Below are 20353 nucleotides of genomic sequence, written 5' to 3'. Positions count from 1 at the left end.
CGCCGGGCCGGCGGCTGTTTCTCCGCGTTCCGTATGGGTGCAGTCGCCGCTCAGACCACCGGGATGATGCCGCCGTCGACCCGGAACTCGGCCCCGGTGAGCCACTTGCCGCGGTCGGAGGCGAGGAACGCGATCATCTCCGCCACGTCCTCGGGTTCGCCGGGACGACCCATCGGCACCTTCAGGTGGTCCACGATCCGCTGCTTCACCTCGTCGAAGGAGATCCCTTGACCGTCGGCCATCCGCTGGAGATGGCCGACCGCTCCCTCCGTGGCGACGAAGCCGGGCAGCACGCACACCACGCGGACGCCATGCGGTCCCACCTCCGTCGCCAGCTCGCGGCTGTACGCGTTGAGTGCCGCCTTCGCCGCGGCGTACGACGCCTCGGCGGGCTGTGGGAGCCGGCTCGCGATCGAGGAGACGTGCACCACGACGCCGGAGCCGCGCTCGACCATCCCGGGAACCAGGGCCCGGTCGGTCCGCACGGCGCTGAGCAGGTTCATCTCCAGGTCGGCGAGCCAGGACGCGTCGGAACGCTCCAGGGTCGGCGTCGGGGCGGTCGCGGCCCCCGCGTTGTTGACCAGGACGTCGATGCCTCCGACGCTGTCCAGCACCCGCCGGCCGAGGTCCGCCACCTCCTCCTCGGACCGCAGGTCCACGGGGAGGAAGGTGGCCGGCATGTCCTCCGGGGGCGCGGTGCGCGAGGCCGTCAGCACGGTCGCGCCGGCCGCGGCGAAGCGACGGGCCGTCGCCTCTCCCAGTCCACGGCTGCCACCGGTGACCAGCACCCGCAGGCCGCTGAGCCCCTCATCCACGATCGTCATGCGTGTGCTCCTTCGGAAAGGTCTTCAGTAAGATGAACCGGACTCCGGAAACCGACTCCGGAGACTGTACACACAAACGGAGCCGGACTCACCTTATGGGCTCACCTCACGGAGGACCGTTGCCGTCATCACGCCCGTTGCGCGCCGATGCCCGCCGTAACCGCGAAGCGCTCCTGACCGCCGCGCGGGAGGCATTCCTCACCGGCGACGCCGACGCCCATGTGGAGGAGATCGCCCGGCGAGCCGGGGTGGCGGTCGGTACGCTCTACCGCCACTTCGAGACGCGCGAAGCGCTCGTCGAGGAGGTGTACCGCCAGGAGGTCTCCGAACTCTGCGCGGCCCCCGCCCGGCTGCTCGCGCACCACGCCCCGGACGAGGCCCTGCGCCACTTCCTGCTGCTGCTCGTGGAGCACTCGGCCGTGGGCAAGGGCATGGCCGAGGCGCTGGAGAGCATCATGGCGACGGACTCCCCGATCTTCGACGACGCGCGCGCCGAGATGGCTCATGCCCTCGATGAGCTGCTCACCGCGGGGGTCGCCGCCGGTGCCATCCGCGACGGCGTCAGCGGACGCGTCCTGCTGCGCGCCCTCGGCGGCATCTGCGGAATGCGCGCCAAGGGGTGGGAGGACGACGCGGTACGCATCACCACGATCCTCTACGACGGGCTGCGCGGCGGCCGCTGAGAACCGGGTGTCAGTGGTCCGCCACGGGGTCGCCGGCCGATCGCGCGGCCCATGAAGCGAGGATGCGCAGCCGGTCGTGGCTGGGTGTGCCGGGCTCGGCGGTCAGCGTGATCAGCTGCTGGTCGGGGTCGTCGGCGCAGGTGAGGAAGGACCAGTCGAGGGTGAGCTCACCGACGACCGGATGGTGCAGGACTTTCGTGCCCGTGCCCTGGACGGCGACGCGATGGGCGCCCCACCACCGCCGGAAGTCGGGGTCCTGAAGTGACAGCTCGCCGACCAGTTTGGCCAGCCGCGGGTCGTTCGGGTCCCGGGCGGCCTCCATGCGCAGCTGCGCCAGGCTGGTCTGCGCCACCCAGTCCCAGTCCGGGTACAGCGCCCTGATGGCCGGTTCGCGGAAGACCAGCCGTACGAAGTTGCGCTTCTCCACCGGGATCCGCGCGAAGTCGGTGAACAGGGCGGCGGCCATGGGGTTCCAGGCGAGGATGTCCGTGCGCCGGCCCAGGACGACGGCCGGTGTGGTGGCGAGGTCGTCCAGCAGCCGCCGCAGCTGCGGGTGGACCTTCTGTGTGGTGCGCCGACGGGGCCGGGCGGCGTCCCGGCCGGACAGTTCGAACATGTAGGCACGCTCGCCGTCGTCGAGCCGGAGAACGCGCGCGAGGGTGTCCAGCACCGGTTCGGAAGCCTGGCGGCGGCCCTGCTCCAGGCGCGTGTAGTAGTCGGGGCTGATCGACGCCAGCAAGGCCACTTCCTCCCGGCGCAGCCCCTTGACCCTGCGCCTGCCCGCCGAATCGGGCAGCCCGACCTGGGCCGGGCTCAGCTCCCTGCGCCGCGCCTTGAGGAAGGCGCCGAGTTCGCCGTGGTGCGCGTCGCTGCCGCTCATGGCCACAAGTCTGACAAACAACGAGGCCCGTGACAGGGGGCCTGGCCTGTCCCAGGACAGCGCTGTCCGGGGACACAAATCGCCCCTTACCGGCCTCCGCACCGGATGCGAGTGTCGGTGCCGTGACCGGCGGACGGGCCGCCCCACTCATCCACTCACCCACTCACTCACCCGCATCCAGGAGCCGCAGAACCGTGCAGACCAACGTCACCTTCCCCAGCGGCCATCTCGCCATCGCCGGGATTCTCCGCACCCCCGACGACCACACCGGCGGCCGGTTGCCGGCCGTTGTCATCTCCCATCCGGGCGGCGGTGTGAAGGAGCAGAGTCCGAGCATCTACGCCGAGCGGCTGGCCGCCGCCGGGTTCGCCGCGCTCGTCTTCGACGCCGCCCACCAGGGCGAGAGCGAGGGCGAGCCGCGAGGTCTGGAGAACCCCTTCCAGCGAGCCGAGGACATCAAGTCCGCCGTGACCTATCTGACCACCCGCGACGACATCGACCCGGACCGCATCGGGGCCCTGGGCATCTGCGCGTCCGGCGGTTACGTTCCCTACGCCGCGCAGACCGACCACCGCATCAAGGGCGTCGCCACGGTCAGCGCCGGGGACCTCGGGTCGGTGTTCCGGGAGGGGCTGGGCCGCACCCAGGACCCGGCGGTCCTCCAGGCCATGCTCGACCAGGCCGGCGCGCTGCGCACCGCGGAAGCGCGCGGCGCGGCCCCGCGGATGGAGGCGTGGATTCCAGAGAACGCCGAGGAACTGCTGGAGACCGCCACCCGGCAGTTCCGGGAGACGTACGAGTTCTACCGCACCCCGCGCGGCTACCACCCCCGCGCGAACCAGGGATGGGTGCTGCGCAGCATCGACCTGATCGCCCAGTACGACTCGTACGCGATGATCCGGCTCATCTCGCCCCGCCCCCTGCTGATGATCGCCGGTTCGGAGGCGGAGACCGCGTACTTCAGCAGGGAAGCGATCGAGAAGGCGGCCGAGCCCAAGCAACTGGTCATCATCGAGGGCGCCAGCCACATCGACCTGTACGACAGGGATGAATACGTCACCCTCGCCGTGGCCGAACTCACCGCCTTCTTCGGCACGTATCTGACCGGCTGACCACTCACCACCGCGTGCGCGATCAAGGGCCACTTCACTTCTTGAAGACCAACTCCTTGACAAGGACATGAAACCCGACAACTCTTCGTGAGAGCGCTCTCACCTATGGCCCCCACATCAGGAGAGAACCATGCCCCCCACCGCACTGCCGCCGCTCCGGCGCCGAGGCCCCGCCCGCCTCGCCGCCGCGGCCACGCTGGCACTCGCCACGTTCTGCTCCCTCGGCGCCATGCCGTCGGCCGCCGCCGACACCGACGCCGGCAACGGCCACTACGGCGCCCGCGCCGAAGGCCAGCCGCCGGACGACTTCTGGGGCGACACGAGCACCATCCCGCCCGCGAAGAACGTCCTCACCGTCAAGATCCTCAACCGGACGAACGGAAAGTACCCGGACGACCAGGTCTTCTGGACGTTCAACAACGAAACACACTCGATCGCCGAACAGCCCACGCTCGACATGCCGGCGAACTCCGCGGGCCGGATGTACTTCCACCTCGGTTCGCCCGACAGCAAGTACTCCGACTTCATCGAGTTCACCGTCGGGGACGACGTCTTCAACGGCAACACCACCCGCGTCGACGCGTTCGCGCTGAAGCTGGCGATGCGGCTGCACGCCCACGACGGCTTCGACGCACAGGTCGGCGAGGACTACGAGACGTTCCAGGAGGACCGGGACGCCACCTGGAAGAAGTTCGCCGACGCCATGCCGGCCGAGTTCGCATCGCTGACCGAGGTCGAGAAGCCGTACCGGATCCTCGCGCCGGGCAGCGTGCCCGACTTCCGGGAGGGCGGCAAGTACGCGGACTACATGAGCGGTTACGCCAAGACGGTCGGCATCGACGCGCCCACGTCCGACGTCTTCGGCTGCGCCGGCGTGCTGGCCAACGAGGCGGGGAAGTGCTCGGCGCTGAACCGGCACGTGGCGCAACTGCCCGAGGACCAGTGGTCGGATCCGGCCCAGTACTACAAGGACGCACCGGCGAACTACTACGCCAAGTTCTGGCACGACCACGCCATCGACAAGCTCGCCTACGGCTTCCCGTACGACGACTTCGCGGGCCAGTCCTCCTTCGTCTCCCACAACGACCCGCAGTGGCTCGAGGTGGCCGTCGGCTGGTGATCCGCTGACCCGTCCCACCCCACCCGCCCGGCGCCCGCCACACCCGGTGCCCGTCGGCCACCCCGCCGGCGGGCACCGCCGGCTTAACCAGTGGCGTTCCCATGGACGAGCCGCATAGCTTGCGCGGTCGTGACTGGTGATCCGGAGAAGCACGCGAACCGACGTGACCTCGGTCGGGTGTTCAACGAGGTGGCGGAGGTCTACGACCGGGTCCGGCCGGGGTACCCCGACGAGCTGTTCGCGGACCTCGTCGCCATCACCGGCATGGACGAGAGGTCGTCGGTGCTGGAGGTGGGGTGCGGTACCGGGCAGGCGACGCGCTCGCTGGCAGCGCTCGGATGCTCGGTGACCGCCATCGAGCCGGGCCGGGACATGGCCGCACTCGCGCGCCGGCGGCTCGCCGCCTTCCCCGACGTCGAAGTCGAGACATCGGCGTTTGAGGAGTGGGACGACCGCGGTGCACGCTTCGACGTCCTCGTGGCCGCGTCCTCCTGGCACTGGGTCGACCCGTCGATCGGCTGGCGGCGAGCGCACGATGTGCTCCGCCCCGGAGGCCGGCTGGCGCTGCTCGGCAACGTCGTTGTCCGCAGGCCGGGAGAGCCGGAGGTGTACGCCGAGACCGCCGATCTCCACGAGCGGTTCTCCCCCGGCAACCCTGGCTGGGGCCATCCGCCGCTCGAGGACGACGTACGCGGCACCGACGAGGGCTGGGGGCTGGTCGACGGCCCCGGCGGCCTGTTCGGCCCGACGATCGTTCGCTGGTACCCGACCGTTCAGTGGTTCGACGGGGCAGGCTTCGCCGATCACCTTCGCTCGACGTCGCTCTACCGGAGACTCGGCCGCGATGTCCGCGAGCCCCTGCTCGACGCCATCGCCGAGCGGATCCGTACCCGGATGGATGACCGGGCGTCACGCCGCTATCTGACCGTCCTCCGGATCGGACAGCGGACCGGCCGGCGTTAGCGAGAGTGCTCCATGAGCCGACGCATCAGCTGGCGCTCCTCCTCCGCGAGTTCGCGCACCAGCTTTGCCGCATGGTCGACGGGGCCACGAGACGAGGCGGTGCCCGCTTCGCGCAGGAGTTCCGCCACATCGGTCCATTTCCTCGACACCACGCGGTACGCGTCCGAAAGTTCACGGAACTCGGGGACGCCCGTGAGCTCGGCGGCCTCGGCGAGGAAGTCGGCCCACATCATGCGGAAGAGGCCCCCGCCGGTTCCCCCGTCTTCCATGATCGTCGAAATCTCGATGAGAGCTTCTTCGGGGGATTCGAGGTTGTCCGTCCAACCCGGCATGAGATCGGCGGCCTTGCGCATGCCCCGGAATCCGAAGTTGGAGATCGGGGGGTTCAGGAAGTCTTCGGCCGTCGCCCGGATCGATTGCCGGGCGATGTCACCCAGATCGGGGAGCGAGCCCTCGGGACGATCGATGGTGAACGAGAGGTTCCGTGAGCTCATCGGGCCGCGCGCGCCGCGCGCGCGTGCCAGGGCATCGCCCGAGGCCCACTGGAGCCCCAGTGGCCTGGTCTCGACCAGGGCGAACCTGTCGTCCTCATGCCCGATACAGGCGACGTAGTGGGCCGCGAACCGGTAGCGGTCGGTGGAGTAGTCGAGGTGGAAGCGGTCCAGCTTGAGGCCGACGACAGTCCCCGAGTCCAGCTCGGCGACCAGCTGCTCGCGGGCCCGCTTCAGCGAAGACGTCTCCCGGACGGTCAACCGCAGACCCAGCGAATTGGCGATATTGGCAGTCAACCGGTCGGGTCTGATCCGGCCCCCGATGAATGGCGTCGGCATCTTCTTTGTGTGCCAGTAGCCGAATGACAGGCCACTGCCGAGACCGAAGACAAGCGGCTCCGACAGGTCGATACCGCGCTGCCGCAGAAGGTTGACGAGCGTGGTCGATTCGCAATGCTTACCGACGAACGGCCGCGCGTCGATGAGTGACACGTGATCACTTCTCCCCTCCATCCGGCACATCGTAGCCCGGCCGCCGCAGCGCCATCAGGGAAGCCCGCATCTCCTTGTCCATCTTCTCGACGGCATACCGGAATGTGCCGCGGCTCATCTCGGTATGCCAGGTGCGCAGGAACTCGGCCACCTCGTCCGGATGAACCTCGGCGGTGACCTTGAGCAGCCACCCACAGCCCTTCTGCACATACGGGTCGTCGTCGTGCATCAGCCGGGTGCAGTTGTCGAAGACGTGGGACAGCGGCAGTTCGAACACCGACCGCCCCACCTTGCGCCGGACGAACTTCACGACGGCCACGTTCGCGGCGCGCCTCGCCCAGCCGGACCGGGATTCGGCCCAGGCCCGTGTCCGCGGGATCTGATCGAGGTGTCCGCGGAAGAACGGGTACAGCAACTTCAGGCACAGGTCGTCGCACTGCGCCCAGTTCGACACATACGATCCGAGCCAGTGCTCACAGCGGTCGAGCAGTCCGGGGCCCAGCCCGGCCCGCGCGACCTTGTGCAGGACCGCGAATCCCAGCAGGACCTCCTCGTGGTGGGAGGCGCGCGACAGGACTTCTTCCGCGAGGGCCAGTCTCGTCGCCGCGGCGACGTCCGGCCGCTCGCGGAAGTAGTCGTTCGCGATTTCCACGGCGGAGGCGTTGCTCACCCCGAGCGCGCGGATCCTCCGCGGAAAGTAGCGCTGCATCGTGACCGCGAAGTCCGCGTCGGCCCTCGCCGCGAGGGACCCCAGGAGTTCGTCGGCCGCCGCCGCCACGTCCATTGACATGGTCCCAGTGTGCGGGAGACCGAATCCCGGTCACGGGCCGTCTCGCGCCGGTCGCCCGGCCCAGCGGCGGTCAGCCCTCGTAGCTCCGGATGGCGGCGACCTTCTCCGCCGACGGGGAGGTCTCGTCGAAGCTCTGCGCGAGCCAGTCGTCGGTGAGCGCGCGGGCGAGTTCCAGGCCGATGACGCGCTGGCCGAAGCAGAGCACCTGGGCGTTGTTGCTGAGGACCGAGCGGCGCACGGAGTAGGTGTCGTGGGCGGTGACCGCGCGGATGCCGGGCACCTTGTTGGCGCTGATGGCCACGCCGAGGCCGGTGCCGCACACCAACAGGGCGCGGTCGGCGGTGCCTTCGGCCACCCGGCGGGCCGCTTCCACCGCGACATGCGGATAGGCGGTGTGCTCGTCGCTGCCCACGCCGACGTCGATGACCTCGGCGACCCGGGGGTCGTCCAGCAGATCCTGCTTGAGGGCTTCCTTGTAGTCGTAACCGGCGTCGTCGCAGCCGACGACGATCCGGAAGGCATGCGCGGTGGTCATACGGGATCGCTTTCTGTCGTCGCGCGGAGAGTGGCCACCGCGGTCAGCACCGCGGCGAGTGAGGTCGCTCCGGGGTCGGGGGTGCCCACGCTGCGGTCGGCGAGGGGGCGGGCGCGGCCCAGGCGGGGCCGCAGCCCGGCGGTGTTCTCGGCGGCCGTACGGGCTTCGGCCACGGCGGACGCGTACGCCTCGGACACCGGGGCTCCGGTCCGCAGCCCCGTCGCGAAGGCGGTGGCGAACGGTGCGAGGGCGTCGACCAGGGTCTTGTCGCCCACTTCGGCCCCGCCGAGCGAGGTGACGGCGGTGAGCGCTTCCGCGGCGGCGGACGCCAACTCCGCGCGCTCCGGCGCCCGGTCGGCGGGCAGCGCGGCGCCGATGGCGCGCAGCCCCACCCCCCACAGCGCCCCCGAGGTGCCCCCGGCCTCCGCCGCCCAGGCATCACCGGCGGCGGCCAGCACCGCCGCCGGGGCGAGCCGGTCGGTGTGCGCCTTCTCGGCGGCCGCGAGTGCCGCGTCGACGCCCTTGCACATGCCACGGCCGTGATCGCCGTCGCCCGCCACCGCGTCCAGCCGGCCCAGCTCCTCCGCGTCCCGGTGCAGTACGTCGCGGGCGGCGCGCAGTGCGTGGACGGCCAGCTCGGCGACCTCGACCGCCGCGCCGGACGCCGTGGCGGCGGACCGCTCCGGGCGGCGCGGGGCCGCGGCGGGCCGTACGGCGGCGTCGTCCAGCGGGGTTCCGGCGGTGCCGTACGGCAGAAGGCCGGGGTGTCGGCCGGGGCGAGCCACAGCCGTTCCAGTTCCTCGTCCAGCCAGCTCAGGGTCAGCGAGCAGCCGGCCATGTCGAGACTGGTGACGAGTTCGCCGACCTCGGGGCGTACGGGCGTGAGCCCCGCCTCGTCCAGTTGGCGGGCCACGGCGCCCCACAGCACGTACAACTCCTCGTACTTCGTGGCCCCGAGACCGTTGAGGACGACCGCGACCCGCCCGTCACCACCCGTGTCGGCGGGCCGGTCCGCGAGCAGCCCCGTCACCAGGGCGCGGGCCAGGTCCTCCGCGGTGCCCAGGGCGTCCTCGCTGACCCCCGGTTCGCCGTGGATGCCGAGGCCGAGGCCCAAGCGGCCCTCGGGAACGGTGAAGAGGGGTGCGTCGGCGCCCGGCAGGGTGCAGCCGTCGAAGGCCACTCCGAGCGTGCGGGTACGGGCGTTGGTGTGCTCGGCGACGCGGACGACCTCGTCCAGCGATCCACCTTCCTCGGCCGCCGCCGACGCGGTCTTGAAGACGACGAAGCCACCCGCGATGCCACGCCGCCGCGCCGTCTGGTCGGCGGGGGCGGAGGCGATGTCGTCGGTGACGGCGAAGCAGCGGGCGGCGATTCCGTCGCCCTCCAACTGCCGTGCCGCCAGCCGGAAGTTCATCACGTCCCCCGCGTAGTTGCCGAAGAGGAAGAGGACACCGCCGCCCGCCTCCGCCGCCTCGGCGACCGAGCGGGCGCGGGCGGCCGACGGGGAGGTGAAGACATCGCCGATGACCGAGCCGTCGGCGAATCCGGGGCCGACGACACCGCAGAAGGCGGGGTAGTGGCCGGAGCCGCCGCCGGTGAGCACGGCCACCTTGCCCGCGCGGGCGGGGCGGGCGCGCACCACACCGCCGGGCACGGCCCGTACGTGCCCGGGGTGGGCGGCGGCGAAGCCCGTGATCATGTCGTCGGTGAACCGGGCGGGGTCGTTGAAGAGCCTGGTCATCGTGTGCTCCAGCCTTCGCGTGCGGTGTCGAGGGCCTGGCGGTAGGCGGCGTAGCCCTCGGCGTAGTGGTCGATCAGCCCGCGCTCGGCGGTGACGGTACGGAGGCGGGCGCGCCAGGCGCCGGGGTCGACCGGCGTGCCCAGGGAGCGCCAGGCGACATGGGCCGCGCCGCGGATGCCCACGGCGTCGTCACAGACCTCCAGGTCGCCGCCCAGGACACCGGCGAAGATCCGTGCCCACTCGCCGGAGCGCGCGCCACCGCCGCAGGCGGTGACGGTGCTGGTGACGCCGAGGGTTTCCATGCAGTGCCGGGCCGAGTAGGCGACCGCCTCGCACAGCGCCCGTACCAGGTCGGCGCGGCCGGCCAGCGGGGAGAGGCCGTCGAACCGGCCGCGGGCCCGCGGGTCGACGAAGGGCGCGCGCTCGCCGCTGGTGGACAGGAACGGCAGCGCGGTGACGCCCGCTGCGCCGGGCGGGGACTGGACGAGCAGCGCGTCCAGCGCCTCGATCTTCACATCGAGCAGCTTCAGCAGCCAGTCCAGCCCCGCGGTGCCGATCATGGCGGGCATGACCCGCAGGAACCGGCCCTCGTACGGGGTGGCCAGCACCATCCCGGCCGGGTCCTCGGCGAGGGCCGGGCGCGGCTCGGTGTCCAGGACCTGGGCGGCGAGGGTGGTGCCAATGATCAGGTTGCCCTCGCCCGGTTCGGCGACCCCGGAGCCGAAGGCGCAGGCCGGGATGTCGAACGGGCCGGCGGAGACCGGCAGCCCCGCGGGCAGGCCCAGGCGTCTCGCGGCGTCGGGCAGCAGCCGGTGCAGGGTGCCGGACGGCGCCGGATCCGGCAGCAGCCGTCGGTACGCGGACAGCCCGCACAGTTCGAGCGCGGTCTCGTCGTACGTACGGGTGGCCACGTCGAGGAACGGCTGCGAGGCGTCGGAGACGTCGACGGTCACGGCGCCGGTCAGCCGCTGTACGACGGCGTCCACGCAGTACCCGGCGACCTCGGCCGCCGCCAGCCGCTCCGGCTCGTGCTCGGCCAGATGCGCCAGCAGGGGTGCCGCGGAGCCGGGGAAGAGGCCGACGCCGGTGCGCCGGTGCAGGGCGCGCAGGGTGCCGTCGGCGGTCCACCGGTCGAGCCGGTCCGAGGCCCGGCCGTCCATCCAGGACAGCGCGCGGCCGACCGGGGCGCCCGAGGCGTCGCGCAGCCACAGGCCGTCGCCCTGCCCGGTGAGGGCGAGGGCCTCGACCGGTTCTTCGCCCAGCTGCGCGGCGTCGGCGAGCGCCGCCCGTACGACGGTCTCCACGGTGCCCACGACCTCGTCCAGGTCCTGCTCGACGCGGTGTCCGGGCAGGGTGTAGACGGTGCTGCGGGCCTCGTGCGCGGGGGTGGTCCGGCCGTCGCGGGAGATCAGCTGGGCCTTGGTGACCGAGGTGCCGATGTCGACTCCGACGATCATGGCCGGCTCCCGGTCAGCACCTCCGGATTGGCCACGTGCCGCAGCGGTTCGCCGCGCAGGAAGCGGGCGGCCTCACCGGCGGTGCTCAGGGCGGCCCGGTCGGCGGTCTGCCGGGTGGCGCCCGCCAGGTGGGGTGTGGTGATGACGTTGGGGGCCTTGTGCAGTGGCCAGTCGGCCGGGGGCGGCTCGATGTCGTAGACGTCGAGGGCGAGCGCGCCGAGCCGGCCGGACTCCAGCAGTCCGGGCAGCGGCGCGTAGTCGAGTAGCTCACCGCGGGCCGAGTTGACGAGGACGGCGCCCTCGGGCAGCAGCGCGAGGTTGTCGGCGTTCAGCAGATGCCGGGTCTCGGGGGTGACCCGGGCGTGCAGGCTCACCACCGAGCTGCGCCGCAGCAGGTCCTCCAGGGCGGTGAGCTCGACGCCGTCGGCGTGTGCCCGCGCCTGGTCGGCGTACGGGTCGGAGACGACGACGTGGGCGCCGAAGGCGCGCAGCACGCGGGCCACGATCGAGCCGATGGCCCCGTACCCGACGAGGCCGACGGTGGCGCCGTCGAGCTCTAGACCCGCGTTCTCGTAGGCGTAGTAGTCGCCACGCCAGGTGCCCTCCTTGAGGGCCGCGTCGGCGTGGGTGATGCGGCGCATGGCGGCGAGGATCAGGCCGACGGCGAATTCGGCGGCCGCGGCGGCGTTGCGGCCCGGTGTGAAGGTGACGGGGATCCCGGCGGCGGTGGCGGCGGCCAGGTCCACGTTGACCGGGCCGCCGCGGGCCACGCCGATGAACCTCAGCCCGGGTGATTCGCCGATGACCCGGGCCGTGAAGGGCGCCATCTGGGTGAGGGCGACACTCGCGTCACCGAGCGCCTCGAGCACCTGCTCCTCGGTGCCGCTGGCCTCCTTGACCCCGCCGTTCCCCTGCCCGTCCGCCCCGACCGGCCCGAAGGGCTCGTTCGGCCAGCGGGTGCGCAGCGTGCGGAAGCTCAGCCCGGCGGAGGGCAGGCTCTCGCTCAGGGCGGCGGAGAAGAGGCCGGGCGCGATGAAGTCGTCGCCGGCTACCAGGACCGTGGTCATGTCGGTCACTCCCCTCGGGTCTCGAGCCTGCTGAGCAGGAAGTCACGTACGGCATGGTGGTCCGAAGAACGGTAGGCGGCGGCGGCCAGGGCGTCCTCGGCGGGTGGGTACTGCGGATTGGGAATGGCCACGACGGTCATCCCGGCGGCCGCGGCGGCGCGCAGCCCGTTGCTGGAGTCCTCCACCGCCAGACAGCGCTCCGGGGCCACGCCGAGGGCGCGCGCGGCGGCCAGATAGACGTCCGGGCTCGGCTTTCCGCGCTCCACCTCGGCGCTGGAGACGGTCGCCTTGAAGTGGTGGTCGACGCCGTGGTGGACGAGGACGGCGTCGATGACCCGGCGCGGCGCTGAGGAGGCGAGCGCCACGGGGGCGAGCTCGGCGGTGCCGGTGATCATTTCACGGGCCCCGGGCAGCAGGCCGATGCGGCCGTCGGCCAGGGCCTGGACCATGCCGTCGACGACGGCCTGCTCGGTGTCGGTGGCGGCGTCACCCGCCCCGCAGAACCGGGTGAGGTAGGCGGCCCACTCGGGGGCGCTCATCCCCTGGACGTCGCGCGTCTGCTCCGGGCCCCAGTTACGGCCGCGTGCGGCGGCGTAGGCGGCCCACAGCTCCTCCCACAGATGCTCGCTCTCGACGAGCACGCCGTCCATGTCGAAGACCACTGCGTCGGCCATGCGTACCCCTGATCTCCCGGCTGATGATGTCTGGCTGGCGGGGCACGGGGTTGCCCGTGCGCCCGGCGGTGTCCGCCAGGTGGTGGCACCCGGCGGTGTCCGTCACAGCGAAATTAACAGTCACAGCGTGAGTTGTCACGGGTTTTATGTGAGAAATAAACACGGCAGGATGTAGGGCATGACTACTCCCCCGTCGTCGCGCGGTGCGCGGCAACAGCGGCAGCAACTGATCGTCGACCACGTTCTGGCCCAGGGGGACGCCACCGTGTCCGAACTGGTCGAGCTGACCGGCGTCAGCCTGATGACGGTCCACCGGGACATCGCCGACCTGGCGGACCGCGGCATCCTGCGCAAGTACCACGGTGGCGTCTCCGCACAGCCCTCGATGGTCTTCGAGTCCAGTTCGGACTTCCGGCTGCACGCGCACACCGACGAGAAGCGGGCGCTGGCCCGCGCCGCCCTGCGGTTCGTGACCCCGGGGATGTCGGTGATGCTGGACGACTCGACCTCGGCGCTGGCCCTGGCACGGCTGTTGCCCGAGGTGGGACCGCTGACCGTGGTGACCAATTACCGCCTGATCACCGAGGAGCTGAGGAGCGCCGAGGGCATCCGGCTGATCTGCGTGGGCGGCGAGTACTCGCGCACCCATGACTCCTGGATCGGCCTGCCGGCGATGGACATGATCAGCGGCGTCTCCGTCGATCTGAGCGTGCTCTCCACCTCCGGGATCACCGCGGGCATGACCTTCCACCAGGAGCAGGAGATCGTCAGCATCAAGCGGGCGACCCGGCAGGCGGGCGCGACGAGCGTGCTGCTCATGGACCACAGCAAGGTGGGCCGTCGCGCACTGCACCGGCTGGAGAGCGTGGACTCCTTCGACCATGTTCTGCTGACCGGCCCGGTGGACGGGGAGCTGCTCCGGGAGATGCGGGAGCTGACGGATGTGAGAGTCGTCGAGACCGAGTAGTTACCATCGATTCTCGTTATTCTTACCAGACCTCTTGATATTTCTCTCGGCGCGCTTGAGTATCTGCGGTCGTACTCCGTCATCCCCGCAGAGTGGAGGAACCGATGCCGAAACCCTTGATCCTGGGCTATCTGGGCGTACTCCTGTTCATGATCGGCGACGGCGTCGAATCCGGCTTCATCGCTCCGTACATGGCCGATCACGGTGCCGCCACGGACGTACGGGCCGGGTACGTCATCACCGTCTACGGCATCGCCGTCATGCTGGCGTCGTGGTTCTCCGGCGCGCTCTGCCAGGTGTGGGGGCCCCGCCGGGTGATGTGGACGGGCCTGGCGATCTGGGCCGTCTTCGACGCCGCGTACCTGCTCTTCGCGCTGGGCACCGAGAACTACCCGATGATGCTGATCTTCTACGGCATCCGGGGCTTCGGCTATCCGCTCTTCGCGTTCGGCTTCCTCGTATGGATCACCAACACGGCGCCGAAGGCCCGGCTGGGCACCGCGGTGGGCTGGTTCTACTTCGCCTTCACGGGCGGCCTGCCCACCCTCGGTTCGCTGTGGTCGAGCCTGACGATCCCCTCGTTCGGCCGCCTCGGCACGCTGTGGTCGGCGCTCGTCCTCATCCTCATCGGCGGCGCCATCGCCCTGGTCGGCGCCCGGCGGAGGCCCGGCGGCGACCGGATGGCACCCCGGAGGTCACCACCGGCGAGAGCCTGCTCAACTCCGTCTCCATCGTCTGGACCCATCCCCGGGTGCTGGTGGGCTGCCTGGTCCGGATCATCAACACGGCCCCGGAGTTCGGCATGCTGGTGTACCTGCCGCGGATCTTCTCCGACGACGTCGGCTTCGGCGAGGACAAGTGGCTCCAGCTGCTGGCGATCATCTACGGCACGAACATCTTCTTCAACCTCATCTTCGGCGTCCTCTCCGACCGCATCGGCTGGCGCACGACCATCGCGGGCTTCGGCGCGCTGGGCTGTGCGATCAGCGTCACGACGCTGTACTTCGTACCGACCTGGCTCGGCCCGGACTACTACTGGGTCGCGGTGCTCGCGGGCATGTTCTACGGCGCGACCCTCGCGGGATTCGTCCCCATCTCGGCCCTCATCCCGTCGATGGCGCCCGAGAACAAGGGCGGCTCGATGGCCCTGCTCAACCTGGGCGCGGGCGGCGCGGCCTTCGTCGGCCCGGCCGTCGCCAGCCTCTTCCTCCCCCTCGTCGGCGCCGGCGGAGTCACACTGATCTTCCTCGCGCTCTACCTGGTCGCGCTCGTCCTGACACTGACGCTCAAGCTCCCCGAGGAACGCGACGGCGAACCGTCGGCCCCGAGCCCGGCGGACGGCGGCCAGAAGCCCCGCACCGACACCGCCTCGACCACCTCCTCGCCCGCCACGTCCGCCTGAGGTTCGGTAGGCGGGCCCCGCGCCGGCAGGCCGACCATGAGGTCGGGCTGCCGGCGCAGTGCCTCCGCCGGATTTCGGCGGTGTCCGCGGCACCGGCTCGGATACGCTGATCGTGCGACTCGACGAGGGGAGTTCGGGGTGGCACGGCCGTTGAGCGTCGCGGTGGCGCAGCCGAGGTGCGCCGCTCATGACGTGGCGGCCAACGCGGTGGCCCACGCGGAGGCCGTCCGGGCGGCGGGCGCGCGGGTGGTGGTCTTCCCCGAGATGTCGCTGACCGGATACGAGCTGGACGCGACGCCGGTCGCCCCGGACGATGAACGGCTTGCCCCGATCGTCGCCGCGTGCGCCGAGACCGGGACGCTCGCCCTGGTCGGCGCGCCGGTGGCGGGGCCGCGCATCGGCATCCTGGCGTTGGACGGAGACGGCGCACGGGTGGTCTACGGCAAGGTCCACCTGCACCGCAGCGAGGCCATCCACTTCGTGCCCGGGGAGCCCGCCGTGATCGACGTGGACGAGTGGCGGCTGGGGCTCGCCGTCTGCCGCGACACCGGTTTCCCCGAGCACGCCGCGAAGACGGCGGCGATGGGGATCGACGGCTACGTGGCCGGCGTCGTCCACGCCGAACACGAGGCCGGGCTCCACGGCGAGCGCGCCCGCCGGGTCGCCGCCGACCACGGTGTGTGGGTCGCCACGGCGGCCTTCGCGGGTCCGACCGGGGGCGGCTTCGACCGCACGTCCGGCCGTTCGGGCATCTGGTCCGCGGCCGGGGAACCGCTCGCCGGGACGAGCGCCGCGCCCGATGAGATCGCGCGGGCGGTCTTCACCAAGTGAGCCCGGGGCGAGGCGGCCGCGGGAGTCATCACGTCAGAGCCGGAACGCCCTGGTCACGCGCTCGGCGAGATCGTCCTCCGTCGTCACGGTGTCGACTTCGATGGTGCGCAGCCGGAGCCGCTCGGCCTCCTCCTCGACGCGCGCGGTGAACATGCGGTCCCGTTCGGCGAGGTTGCGGCCGGCCCGCACCGGATCGCTGGTCCTCCAGACGAACCCTTCCCCCGGTACGGACCGGCTCCGGATGGCGGCCTGCCGGAAATCGGGAGTCGGAATGAGCCAGACCGCGTGCTGGGGAGCGTCGAGCAGCGGCCTCACGAGGTGCGGGAGCAGCCGGAACCCCTCGACGACGACGCAGGGCTCCGGCGGCAGGCGGAGGAGGTCTTCGACGATCAGGCCGAAGCCCTCACCCCGGAACCAGTGGAACGTCTCGAGCATGACCTCCGGAGACCGGTTCACCCATCGCTCGTCCATGTCCATGGCGATGAACTGATGCAGGTACGGCGCCTCCTCGGGGGTGGCCCGCCCGGCGTGGTCCCGCATCACATCGTCGGTCGCGTAGAGCCGCCACCCGTAGCGGTCGGCGAGCCGGCGGGCGATGGTCGACTTGCCCGCGCCACTCCCGCCACCGATCCAGAAGACGTGGCGCAGCCGCGCCGCGAGCTCCGCGGCGTCGGTCACTTCTTCATCCTGTCCGGGCTGCATGTCTCTCCGATCCGACGAGACGGGACAAGGCGAACCTCATTGTGGTCTCGTTTACCGCACGCCACCGCTACTCGGCCGCGGGCCCGGCGGCCGGCACCCGGCGGCCGGCGGTGGCCGCTCGCGTGGCGAGTCCGATGGTGCGGGTGAGCGTCATCGCCACGGCCATCAGCAGCAGCGCGTCGGTGAGGGCGTCGGCGGTCACCTGGTGGTCGACCATCCACCGGCCCAGCTGCCGGGCGAACCAGTGCTCCGATCCGTACGAGAACGCGGCCCGTGCGCCGATCACGACGATCCACAGCGCCGCGTAGGCGAAGCCCGCACGGCTGACCGGCTTGCCGGTCGTGGGGCTGGTGTAGACCGTGGTGAAGGTCATCGCCAGCAGGCCGACGATCAACCCCGCGACGACGGCGGCGAGTTCGAGCGCCAGGCCGGAGCCCTGGGTGGCCGGACTCTTGATGAAGAGGGGGACGATCGCGGCGGTCATCAGCGGCGGCCGCAGGATGCGCAGCTTCCCGATCTTGCGGTGGGGCCCGAGGTCCGCCTCCAGGACGGCGATCAGGACCGCAGCGTTGATGATCATGGCTTGACCGATGGTGGACATGGGATGGCGAGCCTCTCGGTGGACGGTTTGCCGCGGATTCGGCTCGCTCAGATTGGTGCCGGTACGCCTTCGCACGCGCCGTAGCACGGGGTGACCTCCGGGGTGATCGCTTCGGCCGCCCGGTGGTACCGGTTCCCGGCGCCGGTGTCACCCGCGGATCACCCCGCGGATCACCCCGGAGGTCACCGCTCGGGGTGACGCGGTGCCCCGCGGGCCTTCCTAGCCTCGGGGCGAGTCAACAGGCGTACGCGACCGAAGCGTGGCCGACGGGAGTCCTCCAGTGAACGTGCTGCAAGCGCTGGCCGCGATCGCCATCGTGATCTTCGTCATCGCACGTCAGCTACGCGGCGAACCGCTGCGCGGCAAGCGGCTGATCCTGCTTCCCGCGATCCTCGCCGTCATCGGTTTCACCAGCCTCGGCAAGGGCGGCCGCCACCTCACCACGACCGATCTGGCATGCCTCGTCATCAGCGCGGTGATCGCGGCCGGAATCGGCACCGCCCAGGGAGCGCTGCTGCGGTTGGAGCCGCGCGACGGGGTGCTGTGGGCGCGGATGCCGGTGTACGGACTGTGGCTGTGGCTCGCGCTGGTGGTCTCGCGGGTCGTGCTGACGGTCGTCGCCATGGCGCTGCACGCTCCCGTGGCGGGCTCCTCGGCACCCATCCTGATGCTGCTCGGCCTCAACCGGCTCGGCCAGGCCGCCGTCGTCACACCGCGCGCCCTCGCCTCCGGTGTGCCGTTCGCGCCGGAGAAGGACGGCCGCCCCTTCGATGTGCGGGGTGCGCTGGCGGGACTGCTGGGCGGGTCGGGCGAACCGTCGGCGCCCGGCGCGGAGCGGCCCGGGCGGCAGCCCCGGCCCACGGGATCGTATGACCGGTCGGCGTGTGACGGCCTACGCGACCGGGACCGCCGGGGACGGCGATGACCGGACGGCACCCGGCAGGCGCGCCCGCGGCCCCCACACGAGACGACGGAACAGCAGGACCCCCGGCCCATGACGAGGAACACCCCGGCGCCGCGGCCGAGCGGTCCTGGGGCCGCTATCCTGCATCCGTGCTGCGTACGGTGTCATGGCTGATGAGGGCCGGCGCGTACGCGTTCATCGGTCTGCACACCTTCACGGTCCCTCCGGCCGGGCCCGGGGCGGTGACCCTGGCCGTCGTCACGTACGCGCTGGGCGGGTTGGCGCTGCTGCTGTGGGAGCTCACCCACACCCTCGGCGACGAGGCCGCGAGGCGCGCGCCGCGGATGCGGGTCCTGCTCGGCGGCGCCGCCGCCCTCTCCGGCTACGCCAGCGCCTTCCCGCACTCCGGAGCACTCATCGGCCTGTCGCTGATGGCCGTCATGCACCTGGGCACCGAGCTGAGCCTCCCGGTGGGCTGGGCCGTGGCGGGCTGCACGGTGGTGGCCCTGGAGACCGGGGTCCTGGTCGCCGGGGCGAGCCGCGGGTTCGCACTGGGCTATCCGATGCTGGTGGCGCTGGTCCTGGTCGCAGGCCACAACCGGCGCGCCTACCGGATACGCGCCGAGCAATCGGCCGCCATGCTCGCCCAGAGCGAACTGCTCCGCGCGGAGCAGCGCCGGGTGGCCGTACTGGACGAACGCACCCGGATCGCCCGTGAGATCCATGACGTACTGGCCCATTCGCTGGGCGCCCTGAGCATCCAGATCCAGGCCGCCAGTGCCCTGCTGACGGATCACCGGGACATCGACCGGGCCGTCACCGTGCTCGACGGAGCGCGGCGGCTGACCGCCGACGGGCTCGCCGAGACCCGCCGCGCGGTGCACGCCCTGCGCTCCGACCTCGCGCCGCTCGACGAGGAACTGGGCACGATGGCGGACACCCACCGGCAGCGGCACGGCGTTCCGGTACGGCTCAGGGTCGAGGGCGAGCCCTCCCCGCTCCCGGCGGACCAGGCACTCCCCCTCTTCCGTACCGCGCAGGAAGCCCTGACCAACGCCGCCAAACACGCCCCCGCCCAGCCGGTGGAGGTCGCCCTGACGTATGAGGACGAACACGTGACGCTCACCGTCGACAACCCGCTCGGCGCACCCCCATCCCCTCGGCGGCCACCCGCGTTCGCCACCGTCGACGGCGGCTACGGTCTCACCGGGATGCGCGAGCGCCTCCTGCTGCTGGGCGGCACACTCGACGCGGGCGTACGGGACGGGCAGTGGCGCGTCCGGGCCGAGGTGCCGCGATGAGCGCCCAGGACACCCGGCCGCTGCGGATCGTGGTCGCCGACGACCAGGCCAGCGTCCGGGAGGGGCTGGTCCTCATGCTCGACCTGCTGCCGGACATCGACGTCGTCGGCTCGGCGGCCAACGGACAACAGGCGCTCGACCAGGTCGCCGAGCACCACCCGGACGCGATCCTGCTCGACCTGCACATGCCGGTGCTCGACGGCACCGAGGCCACCCGCCGGCTCACCGCCGAGCACCCCGAGGTCGCCGTCGTCGTCCTGACCACCTACGCCGACGACACCTCCGTCCTGGAGACGCTCCGAGCCGGGGCCCGCGCCTACCTCACCAAGGACGCGGACCGCCTGCACATCGCCCGTACGCTGCACAGCGCCGTCGCGGGGCTCTCCGTCCTCGACCCCAGGGTCCAGGCCACCCTGCTCGCCGCGGCGAGCGCTCCCAGCGCCCCTCCCCCGGGGCCCGACGCCGCTCGTCCGGGGCCCGACACCCCTCCCCGGGGGCCCGACGCCGCCGACCGGCCGCTTCCGGACGGGCTCACCCGTCGTGAGGCGGAGATCCTCACGCTGATGGCACGCGGTATGACCAACGCGGAGATCGCCACCGCCCTCTTCCTGAGCGGCAACACCGTGAAGACCCACATCAACCGGGTCTTCACCAAGACCGGCTCCCGCGACCGCGTCGCGGCCACCCGCTACGCCCGCGACCACGGCCTGGACTGACCGGATCCAGGCTGTACCGCTCGAAGAGCCATCGCCGAGATCCTCGCGTCGCATCCGCCGAACGGCAGCGTTACCAAACTGGGCGCGGGACCACCGCAAA

At 71.6% G+C, this 20353-nt stretch carries 19 protein-coding genes and 2 pseudogenes; 10 read left to right on the top strand and 11 right to left on the bottom strand.

The window, feature by feature from the left end:
* Positions 1-50: 50 nt before the first annotated feature.
* Positions 51-824 carry an oxidoreductase gene (locus LIV37_RS42270; protein WP_020873202.1) on the bottom strand — a complete coding sequence of 258 codons (774 nt, stop codon included), beginning with the start codon at positions 822-824 and terminating at the stop codon, positions 51-53.
* A gap of 119 nt (positions 825-943) precedes the next feature.
* Here LIV37_RS42270 and LIV37_RS42265 point away from each other — a divergent pair, with 119 nt between their 5' ends.
* Positions 944-1507 carry a TetR/AcrR family transcriptional regulator gene (locus tag LIV37_RS42265; RefSeq protein WP_121823851.1) on the top strand — a complete coding sequence of 188 codons (564 nt, stop codon included), beginning with the start codon at positions 944-946 and terminating at the stop codon, positions 1505-1507.
* 10 nt (positions 1508-1517) lie between these two features.
* Here LIV37_RS42265 and LIV37_RS42260 read toward each other — a convergent pair whose 3' ends face one another.
* Positions 1518-2387: a helix-turn-helix domain-containing protein gene (locus tag LIV37_RS42260; protein WP_020873200.1), complete on the bottom strand. Its 870-nt coding sequence runs from the start codon at positions 2385-2387 to the stop codon at positions 1518-1520.
* Positions 2388-2581: 194 nt separating this feature from the next.
* Here LIV37_RS42260 and LIV37_RS42255 point away from each other — a divergent pair, with 194 nt between their 5' ends.
* The 3 genes from LIV37_RS42255 to LIV37_RS42245 all read left to right on the top strand — a co-directional run bounded on the left by LIV37_RS42255 (position 2582) and on the right by LIV37_RS42245 (position 5582).
* Complete coding sequence (locus LIV37_RS42255) at positions 2582-3499, top strand: alpha/beta hydrolase (RefSeq protein WP_020873199.1); 918 nt, start codon at positions 2582-2584, stop codon at positions 3497-3499.
* 130 nt (positions 3500-3629) lie between these two features.
* Positions 3630-4619 (top strand): glycoside hydrolase family 64 protein, encoded by a 990-nt coding sequence (locus LIV37_RS42250; RefSeq protein ID WP_020873198.1) that lies wholly within the window; start codon positions 3630-3632, stop codon positions 4617-4619.
* 129 nt (positions 4620-4748) lie between these two features.
* Positions 4749-5582, top strand: a complete 834-nt coding sequence (locus LIV37_RS42245) for a class I SAM-dependent methyltransferase (RefSeq protein WP_167525772.1) — start codon at positions 4749-4751, stop codon at positions 5580-5582.
* On the opposite strand, the gene LIV37_RS42240 is transcribed toward LIV37_RS42245, so the two are convergent.
* The 7 genes and pseudogenes from LIV37_RS42240 to LIV37_RS42210 form a co-directional block, all read right to left on the bottom strand.
* A complete protein-coding gene (locus LIV37_RS42240; protein ID WP_020873196.1) occupies positions 5579-6565 on the bottom strand; it encodes a BtrH N-terminal domain-containing protein in 987 nt (328 codons plus the stop codon). The two genes, LIV37_RS42245 and LIV37_RS42240, sit on opposite strands and share 4 nt — an antisense overlap.
* Before the next feature lie 4 nt (positions 6566-6569).
* Positions 6570-7355, bottom strand: coding sequence for a DNA alkylation repair protein (locus tag LIV37_RS42235; RefSeq protein WP_243146055.1), 786 nt, complete (start codon positions 7353-7355; stop codon positions 6570-6572).
* Between the two features lie 70 nt (positions 7356-7425).
* The gene (locus LIV37_RS42230) at positions 7426-7890 is read right to left on the bottom strand and encodes a ribose-5-phosphate isomerase (protein ID WP_020873194.1); all 465 of its coding nucleotides are present in this window, start codon (positions 7888-7890) and stop codon (positions 7426-7428) included.
* Positions 7887-9631, bottom strand: a pseudogene (locus tag LIV37_RS42225) (dihydroxyacetone kinase family protein). Before LIV37_RS42225 ends, LIV37_RS42230 begins: the two are co-directional and overlap by 4 nt.
* On the bottom strand, positions 9628-11088 hold the full coding sequence (locus LIV37_RS42220; RefSeq protein WP_020873192.1) for an FGGY-family carbohydrate kinase: 1461 nt from the start codon (positions 11086-11088) through the stop codon (positions 9628-9630). The pseudogene LIV37_RS42225 and the gene LIV37_RS42220 overlap by 4 nt, the downstream one beginning before the upstream one ends.
* Positions 11085-12155 carry a 2-hydroxyacid dehydrogenase gene (locus tag LIV37_RS42215; protein ID WP_020873191.1) on the bottom strand — a complete coding sequence of 357 codons (1071 nt, stop codon included), beginning with the start codon at positions 12153-12155 and terminating at the stop codon, positions 11085-11087. The genes LIV37_RS42220 and LIV37_RS42215 overlap by 4 nt, the downstream gene beginning before the upstream one ends.
* Positions 12156-12160: 5 nt before the next feature.
* Positions 12161-12829, bottom strand: coding sequence for an HAD family hydrolase (locus LIV37_RS42210; RefSeq protein ID WP_020873190.1), 669 nt, complete (start codon positions 12827-12829; stop codon positions 12161-12163).
* Between the two features lie 178 nt (positions 12830-13007).
* Between LIV37_RS42210 and LIV37_RS42205 the strand changes: the two genes are divergently transcribed.
* The 3 genes and pseudogenes from LIV37_RS42205 (at position 13008) to LIV37_RS42195 (ending at position 16029) form a co-directional block, all read left to right on the top strand.
* A complete protein-coding gene (locus LIV37_RS42205; protein ID WP_020873189.1) occupies positions 13008-13796 on the top strand; it encodes a DeoR/GlpR family DNA-binding transcription regulator in 789 nt (262 codons plus the stop codon).
* Positions 13797-13900: 104 nt separating this feature from the next.
* Positions 13901-15198, top strand: a pseudogene (locus LIV37_RS42200) (MFS transporter).
* Between the two features lie 138 nt (positions 15199-15336).
* Complete coding sequence (locus LIV37_RS42195; protein WP_121823853.1) at positions 15337-16029, top strand: carbon-nitrogen hydrolase family protein; 693 nt, start codon at positions 15337-15339, stop codon at positions 16027-16029.
* A gap of 33 nt (positions 16030-16062) precedes the next feature.
* Here LIV37_RS42195 and LIV37_RS42190 read toward each other — a convergent pair whose 3' ends face one another.
* Both LIV37_RS42190 and LIV37_RS42185 read right to left on the bottom strand, forming a co-directional pair.
* Positions 16063-16707 (bottom strand): shikimate kinase, encoded by a 645-nt coding sequence (locus LIV37_RS42190; protein WP_020873186.1) that lies wholly within the window; start codon positions 16705-16707, stop codon positions 16063-16065.
* Positions 16708-16798: 91 nt separating this feature from the next.
* The gene (locus LIV37_RS42185) at positions 16799-17311 is read right to left on the bottom strand and encodes a hypothetical protein (protein WP_148717745.1); all 513 of its coding nucleotides are present in this window, start codon (positions 17309-17311) and stop codon (positions 16799-16801) included.
* Between the two features lie 301 nt (positions 17312-17612).
* Between LIV37_RS42185 and LIV37_RS42180 the strand changes: the two genes are divergently transcribed.
* The 3 genes from LIV37_RS42180 (at position 17613) to LIV37_RS42170 (ending at position 20253) form a co-directional block, all read left to right on the top strand.
* Entirely contained in the window at positions 17613-18257 is a 645-nt protein-coding gene (locus tag LIV37_RS42180) for a hypothetical protein (RefSeq protein WP_020873184.1), read from the top strand.
* A gap of 128 nt (positions 18258-18385) precedes the next feature.
* Positions 18386-19537 carry a sensor histidine kinase gene (locus LIV37_RS42175; RefSeq protein ID WP_158634843.1) on the top strand — a complete coding sequence of 384 codons (1152 nt, stop codon included), beginning with the start codon at positions 18386-18388 and terminating at the stop codon, positions 19535-19537.
* Positions 19534-20253 carry a response regulator transcription factor gene (locus tag LIV37_RS42170; protein WP_020873182.1) on the top strand — a complete coding sequence of 240 codons (720 nt, stop codon included), beginning with the start codon at positions 19534-19536 and terminating at the stop codon, positions 20251-20253. The genes LIV37_RS42175 and LIV37_RS42170 overlap by 4 nt, the downstream gene beginning before the upstream one ends.
* Positions 20254-20353: the final 100 nt, after the last annotated feature.

Origin of the sequence: Streptomyces rapamycinicus NRRL 5491 (assembly GCF_024298965.1) — a bacterium.
Lineage (GTDB): Bacteria > Actinomycetota > Actinomycetes > Streptomycetales > Streptomycetaceae > Streptomyces > Streptomyces rapamycinicus.
This window is presented reverse-complemented; position numbering and strand designations above follow the sequence as displayed.

Bases quoted from the DNA above. Each gene is read 5' to 3' on its own strand.
- LIV37_RS42270 (WP_020873202.1), bottom strand. From the start codon at position 824: ATGACGATCGTGGATGAGGGGCTCAGCGGCCTGCGGGTGCTGGTCACC.
- LIV37_RS42260 (WP_020873200.1), bottom strand. From the start codon at position 2,387: ATGAGCGGCAGCGACGCGCACCACGGCGAACTCGGCGCCTTCCTCAAG.
- LIV37_RS42250 (WP_020873198.1), top strand. From the start codon at position 3,630: ATGCCCCCCACCGCACTGCCGCCGCTCCGGCGCCGAGGCCCCGCCCGC.
- LIV37_RS42235 (WP_243146055.1), bottom strand. From the start codon at position 7,355: ATGTCAATGGACGTGGCGGCGGCGGCCGACGAACTCCTGGGGTCCCTC.
- LIV37_RS42230 (WP_020873194.1), bottom strand. From the start codon at position 7,890: ATGACCACCGCGCATGCCTTCCGGATCGTCGTCGGCTGCGACGACGCC.
- LIV37_RS42220 (WP_020873192.1), bottom strand. From the start codon at position 11,088: ATGATCGTCGGAGTCGACATCGGCACCTCGGTCACCAAGGCCCAGCTG.
- LIV37_RS42215 (WP_020873191.1), bottom strand. From the start codon at position 12,155: ATGACCACGGTCCTGGTAGCCGGCGACGACTTCATCGCGCCCGGCCTC.
- LIV37_RS42210 (WP_020873190.1), bottom strand. From the start codon at position 12,829: ATGGCCGACGCAGTGGTCTTCGACATGGACGGCGTGCTCGTCGAGAGC.
- LIV37_RS42205 (WP_020873189.1), top strand. From the start codon at position 13,008: ATGACTACTCCCCCGTCGTCGCGCGGTGCGCGGCAACAGCGGCAGCAA.
- LIV37_RS42185 (WP_148717745.1), bottom strand. From the start codon at position 17,311: ATGATCATCAACGCTGCGGTCCTGATCGCCGTCCTGGAGGCGGACCTC.
- LIV37_RS42170 (WP_020873182.1), top strand. From the start codon at position 19,534: ATGAGCGCCCAGGACACCCGGCCGCTGCGGATCGTGGTCGCCGACGAC.